We start from the raw sequence: 7188 nt of genomic DNA on the forward strand, positions 1-7188 counted from the left end.
CTTAAACATGGGGAAATCGTAGCAACATGCAGCAGCCGTGTCCTCTTAAATTCTCCACCTGTATAGTGCCTCCGACATCCTGAACCAAGCGACGGACGACCGACAAACCCAAGCCGGTACCTTTTCCGGGAGGCTTGGTGGTAAAAAACGGATCGAAAACTTTGGATTGCACGTCTTGCGGGATGCCGGGGCCGTTATCGGTTATGCTCAATTCCAGTATATCTTGCATGGACCTGACGATGATTTTGATATGTGGTTGCCGACTATTGGCTAGCGCGTCGCGGGCGTTAATGATCAGATTGATCAGAATTTGCTGCAAACTGTCGGCGCTACAGTGAATGGACGGCAAATCCTCGGCCGCATCGACTTCAACGGCTATGCCGTCTTTACTCAATTCGCCTTCCAGCAGCAACAGACTTTGCCTGATGACCTCCGCAACTCGGCAGCTACCGCTTGGGGTCGAGCTGGAGTGGACAAATAGCAGCATATTACTGACAATTTTCTTGATGCGGTGAATTTGTTGCAGTGCCTGATCGAGAATTTCCTTTGATTTTTTATCGGTACTTCTGTCTGCGACGAATTCGACAAAATTCATCACTCCCATCAACGGATTGTTGATCTCATGCGCCACACCGCCGACCAGCGTTCCCAATGCCGAGAGTTTTTCCATTTGCAGCATGTGTTCCTGGTTTTCCTGTAGTTTTGTATAGGCCAGCCGGGTTTGTTCCAGGAGACGGGCGTTTTCCAGGGAAATCGCGGCCTGGGCGGTCAGTAGTTCGGTCATATCGGTCTTTTCGGCGGTAAATACACCTGCCGATAATCGATTTTCCAGATAGAGCAGGCCGATCAGTTCGCTTTGCTTAATGACCGGCAAGCACAACACCGAACGCAGTTTTAGCGCCTGTACTTCCGAAGTATTCTGAAATTCGCCTTCGGACATCGCATCGTGCAGTAATACTTTTTTACGAGTCCGCAACACGTAATTGACGATAGCGCGGCTGATGCCGCTACGGGTCTGCTTAAGATTGAGATGCCGGCGGTTAACGATATGTTTTTTGCCGACATGGCTTTCGGTAGCGACCAGCAGTTCATCCGCCTCCTTGATCAGCAGGTAGCCGTGCTGTGCTCCCGAGCTTTCCAGTACTACGCTCATAATTTTTTGCATGAGCTGGGTCAGATCGACTTCCGCCGACAGGGCCAGCGCCGATTTGATCAGATAATTGAAGTCGAGATTCGGCAGCGTAGCGGGCGTGTCGAAAGCGGCGATTTTTTCGGTACGAATTGCATTGTCGGGATCGATATAAGGATGACGCTGTTGCAATTGTGCGCTTTTGCGATCGGCGCGGCACATCCGGTACATGCGCAAAGCCGCACCGTAGTAAAGTTCGGCATCGCCGAGATTACCGGCTGTCAGCACATCGCCTAGTGCTTCGTATAAATGGCCGGTGAGCAATCCGTAGTTTTGTGCCTGGGCTATTGTGACAGCATCCAGATACAGATGACGGGCTTCACGCATTTGGTTTTTAGCGCGGGCGATCTCGGCATAAATAAAGGCCAGATAGGGTTTCAGCAGCGGTCCGAGGCTAGCCCAATTTTCAAGCTCGGCCAGCAACGGTGCGATTTCGGCTTCAAGCGTCGGCCAGTCGGCACCGTCCGGCCAGCGCAGACGATTAAGGATACGAAAGACATACCAAAGGCGTTTCAGCACGTTATCGGTCAGGCCGTGCAGATAGCGTTCCACTGTTTTCAAGGACACTGCCGCCGCGGCGTAATCGTCCAGAAAATGTTGGGCAAAACCCAGCAGTGCAAAATAACTGCCGGAAGCGGAGACATAATTGTCGGTTTCCCAGCGCACCAACGTTTCGGCCATGTCCACCGGCTGGTAATCGAGTTTCATCGGCGCCACCCAACCGGACAATACGGCTTCGGCGAGGCCGACCGAGAACGATAGCTGATTCTTGCGGGAAAACTGTAAACATTCCTCGGCGGATTCTTCAACCAGCCCCAGGTTTTTGCCTTGCACTTGCAAATTCCACATCAGCGGTCCATAGGACAAGCCGGCGTTATACAAATCGCCGCAATTCTTGCCGCACTGAATGGCTTTATGGCAGTAATCGACGATCTCGGCCGGATGGCTGCGCGAATGCATATTGCACCAGACAATGCCGTTCATGCCGCGGGTAGCGCCGAAAGTATTGGGATGTTTTTCGCACAGGTCGTGGGCCAAGTCCTGGTAAAGGAAAGCTTGTTCGAACTTGCCCTGCTCGCCGAGATTGAGGCCCATGATTGAAAACGAATAAATCACCGATTCGTCCATGCCGCCCTGCAAACAATGCACCGTCGATTGCGCCGCCGATAGATACAACTGCGGCACCAGGCCTGACATGTAAAGGTCGGGGATCAGCTCGCTGTAAAACGCCAGTTCAATCTTGCTTTTGCGGTCCAGGGTAAAAGGCATCTTCAAGATAGTCGTCCAGACATCGCCTTGCTGCTCGATTTCAGCCATTAAGGCCAGCATCCGCTGTCGGGCTGTCTCGGGTTGATCTGGAATTGACTTATCGAAATAGGCCAGACCGCGGTTGGCGGTTTCTATCGCCTTGTTGAAATTCCCGAATGAGGACAGGGACGTAGTCTGTTCCGCCAGCGCTTCGGCTTTGTCCAGATCGCTGACCGCGTGTTCGATCAGATGATTAAGCAGTACTTCCGAGTTTTCGTAACGGCCGCACATCAGCTCAGTCTTGGCCAGACGCTGGTAAATACGGAAAGTCAGGTCGTAAGCCTGATGCCAGCAATCGCCCGGCAGATAGTCGTGGGCTTTCAGGAAAAAATCGTTGGCGGCATCGCCTGCCAACGCATCCAGCGCCTTGTTGCCGGCCTGGAAGTTGATATTGACCAGCCGGTACGCCAGTTCCTGGTCCATGTCCGCCGGGCGGCCCAGGTTGAGGTGGGCGGCGATGGTAAACAAATTATCAAGGGTTTCAAGATCGGTTCCAGCCGGTACTGTTTGCAGCAGACGGTTGCCGATGCGCCAGTGGATAGCGGGTTTGGCTTGATGGGAGACTTGGCGCAGCACCGCTTCCTGAACCCGGTCGTGGACGAACTGTAGATCGGATTTATTTTCCAGTAGCATGCCCAGATTCAGTACCGGCTTCAAATCTTCAAACAGCTGATCAATGCGGATTTCCAGCACCAGCGCCACATCCTCGACGCTGAAACGATTGCCCATGCAGGCGCAATGGTCGAGGATATGCAAGGTTTTGACCGGCAGTTTGCCGACCTTGGAACTGAATAATTCCACTACCGAGGTCGGCATCTGGGTATCGCGAATTCGATTGATGTCCCAGTGCCAGTGTTGCTCGGCGTCGGTATTCAGCAAATCCTCGTTATACAGCCAGGCTAAACTTTCGCTGACGAACAGCGGGTTGCCTTCGGTGAGGTGGGCGATAAATTCCGCCAGATTGACAGTAGCTTCCAGCGAGGAATTAAGGATGTAAGCCACCATTTCGTGGCAATCATCGTCGGTCAATGCTTCTACGCGAATTTCCGCGAACGGGTCGTTGTTTTCCTGAATCTTGCGGATCAGTTTACTGAGCGGATGGCTACCGTCGACTTCGTTATGTCGATAAGCACCCATGAAAAACAGGTAGGGATGCTCCTGATGATTATCGAACAGGTTTTGCAGGAAATCGAAAGTTGCGCTGTCGCACCATTGCAAATCGTCAATAAACAGCACCAGCGGATTGTCCTCGCAGGCCAGGCAGGCCAGAAACCGGCCGAACAAATTGTTAAAACGGTTGCGGGCTTCCACCGGCGGTAGATGTGGCACTTCCGGCTGACGGCCGATGATGAATTCCAACTCCGGCAATACGTCACTGATGACGCTGCCGTTATTTGCCACGACGTCAAGTATTTTGGTTCGCCATTGCTGGACCTGACTATCGCTTTCGGTCAAAAAGATGCGGATCAGGTTGCGTAAGGCCTGAATCAGCGAGCTGTAAGGAATGTTTTTCTGGTATTGGTCGAATTTTCCGGAGGTGAAGTAACCGCGATTTTTGACCAGTGGTTTTTGCAGTTCCTGAATCAGCCGGGTTTTGCCGATGCCGGACAGGCCTGAAATGAATAACGAACGAAACTTGCCGTCGATGACTTCATTGTATTGTTGTTGTATCAGTTGGCTTTCGGTCTGCCTGCCCACCATTTTCGAAATAAAAATGACTCGACGGCTGCGATCGTGCTGACCGATCGTAAATGCCGATACGTTGCCGGTGGCGCTGTATTCTTTCTTGCAGCGGAGCAAGTCGGCCAGCAAACCCGAGGCGCTTTGGTAACGCTTTTCCGGCTGCTTGACGGTGAGCTTGGCAATAATATCGGCCAAAGCTTGGGGAATCAGCGGTTTGAGCCGATTGACTTTAGGCGTTTCTTCAGCCAGATGCGAGTGAATCAGTTCCAGCGGATCACTGGAAAAAAACGGCAGCCGGCCGGTAAGCAGCTCATAAAACACTATCCCCAATGAATATAAATCGGTGGAAAAATCGACCCTGTAGTTGATGCGGCCGGTCTGTTCAGGCGAGGTGTAGGCTAAGGTATGGCGTACGAATTCCGGGTCGTAGATAAAATGGCTGACATCACGAATGTCGAGCGGGGTTATGAAGTCGGTCAGCCGCAGGGTCAACGTCCCCGGTTGCAGCAGAATATTGTGCGGCTTGATGCCGCCGTGGGTAATCCCGGCATCGTGTACCGCTTGCAGCGTATCGGCCAGTGTACAGGCCAGCGTGAAAAAATCGTTAAGATCGAGTTTGTCTTGCTGTTTCGTCCAATAGTTCAGAGGCTTTCCGGCGAACCAGGGTTGAACGATAAATTGCAGGTCGCCGTAAGATTCCAGGGCGAGCGGCGTAGAAACCCTCGGATCGTGCAGCACTTTCAGGCGCTCAATTTTTTGGCGCAGATGCCGGGACTGGTCGTCCAAGCTCGACAGCAGCTTCAGTAGTTTGATAATCAACGGTTGGTCGGGGACGTGTTTGTGGTAGCCTTTGAACACCACGGCCTGCAAGCTTTCTCCTAATTTCTCGGTAACAATGTAGTTGCCCAGTTTCGGTGCGTCTTGCAAGTGATTGTTTTTTATTTTTATATCAGTCACTTGGCAGATACTCAATGGATCTTAAGGTGATACCAAGCAGGATTGTAATAAGGGAGAGACAGATATGTTTCATAAGTTTTATAAGCGATTGCTATTGTGAGTGATGCAAGTAGGCTCTGATTGAATTTTGAGCGCCGCTTTACGCCCAATCTCTACAGGAAGCTCGCTATACTTTGCGAAGTAGCCGTTAGGCATCCGCAGGATTCATGTGCACCTAATGATATTCCCCCATTCTCAAAAATAGAATATCGCAAGCCAATTTACCCGTTCATTGACAAAAATTGAATACCGTCAGAAGAACTCAGTTATTTTTCTTTCCTTAGCATCGGCGATTTTCAAATCGGAATTGTGGGTACGATTCATGGAATATCTGCCAATAAAGCATATGGACGAAACAGCTCGCGCATCATCAAAGGGAATGGTAAGCAACAAGTGATGTTTCAGAATAAATTTAGAAGTCAAATAAATTCCTTCGAGTTAACTAATCTCTAGCGTGATTTTGTTACTTAATGACAGGTGTAGTCGAGGTATCATCATGCTGAACTCGTCAGGATTTGAATTCGCTTCATTTTTACTTCTAACGGTAGTTGATATCGCTGATTATTGTTAAATTATTACAGAGGTTTTTATCGAACAACAAAAGAAAATAGTTTATTAGACCAGAAAGTTAAAACAAAAATAATAAGTATAAATACTTATTAAGCTCATCTCAGAATGAATATTTCTTGCTATTCCTTTCGCCAACTTGATGTATGAGTATTTAAATAATAGTGCCCGTAGGCATCGGTGTAGTAGGGCAGGAGGCAATAGCCTTGCTGATTATCTCGCATCTGGCATGTCGCTGTGACAAATCAACGAACGGCGATAGACTGGGCGCAGCAAATTCGAAGCCTGATTGATGTGCATTACCCTGAGGCTGAGCTTATTACACGTGTTATGGATAATTTAAACACTCACACGGGCGCATCACTCTATAAGGCTTTTCCGCCTGAGAAAACGTGGAGACTATTAGATAAACTGGACATCCACTACACGCCAAAGCACGGCAGTTGGCTGAACATGGCAGAAATCGAATTAAGCATTTTATCTAGGAGCCTGTCGGACTTATCCGCTTGTAAGCCCCATATATTGTAAAATAGCCCTAAGTTCTACAATTTCACTGGCATGATTTTATGAGTCGCTTTATACAATATGATCGTAACCAACAATATTTGCTTCCGGCGTCTGTGGACGAATGGTTGCCGGAAGAACACTTGGCGAGGTTTATCGTTGAGGTGATCGATCAGCTCGATCTGTCAAAGTTGACGCGACGTTATTCCGGGAGTGGTTCAGCGGCTTATCATCCGGCAATGATGTTGGCGTTACTGGTCTACGGCTATGCCAGCGGTACCTTCTCCAGCCGCAAGATCGAGCGGGCGACTTATGATTCGGTAGCGTTCCGGTTCATTGCCGCCACCCATTATCCCGACCACGACACTCTGGCTCATTTTCGCAAGACTTTTCTGGTGGAATTGGAGGACTTGTTCGTACAAGTTCTGACCCTCGCTCAAGCAATGAAACTGGTCAAGCTGGGACAAATTTCGCTGGATGGCACCAAAATCAAGGCGAATGCCTCAAAGCACCAGGCGTTATCCTACGGCCACATCGAAAAACTGGAAGCGCAGCTGCATGATGAAGTGCGGGCTTTGCTTAAAAAAGCGGCAGAGATCGATCAGGAGGAGTTGGCCGACGGCATTGATTTACCGGCCGAAATTATACGTAGGGAAGATCGTTTGAAAGCCTTGACGGAGGCCAAAACCAAGATTACCGAGCGGGTTAAAGAACGCGATGAAGACTATGAAGAAAAACTTGCCCGCCGAGAGGCACTACGCGCTACGGGTAAAAAGCCCCAAGACATCGAGCCGAAGGCTCCCGAAACCGGCCCCAAAGCAAAAGACCAGATCAACCTGACCGACGAAGAATCGCGCATCATGCCGAGCGCCAACGGTTTCGTACGAGGCTAGTGTGTCATGAAGAAAGGCGGAAGCCTTTTATGCTGTATTAAAGATGAG

1 protein-coding gene and 2 pseudogenes are annotated in these 7188 nt (G+C 50.0%); 2 read left to right on the top strand and 1 reads right to left on the bottom strand.

Translation table 11 applies throughout. The features are described from left to right. Window position 1 precedes the first annotated feature (1 nt). On the bottom strand, window positions 2–5137 hold the full coding sequence (locus tag V7051_RS21180; RefSeq protein ID WP_333878415.1) for an AAA family ATPase: 5136 nt from the start codon (window positions 5135–5137) through the stop codon (window positions 2–4). Window positions 5138–5971: 834 nt separating this feature from the next. Here V7051_RS21180 and V7051_RS21185 point away from each other — a divergent pair. After that, a pseudogene (locus V7051_RS21185) lies at window positions 5972–6241 on the top strand (transposase); the annotation flags it as partial. Window positions 6242–6309: 68 nt separating this feature from the next. After that, window positions 6310–7125 (top strand): annotated as a pseudogene (locus V7051_RS21190) (transposase); the annotation flags it as partial. Window positions 7126–7188 lie beyond the last annotated feature (63 nt).

It is taken from the genome of Methylobacter sp. (assembly GCF_036845245.1).
In the GTDB taxonomy this organism is placed as follows: domain Bacteria; phylum Pseudomonadota; class Gammaproteobacteria; order Methylococcales; family Methylomonadaceae; genus Methylobacter_A.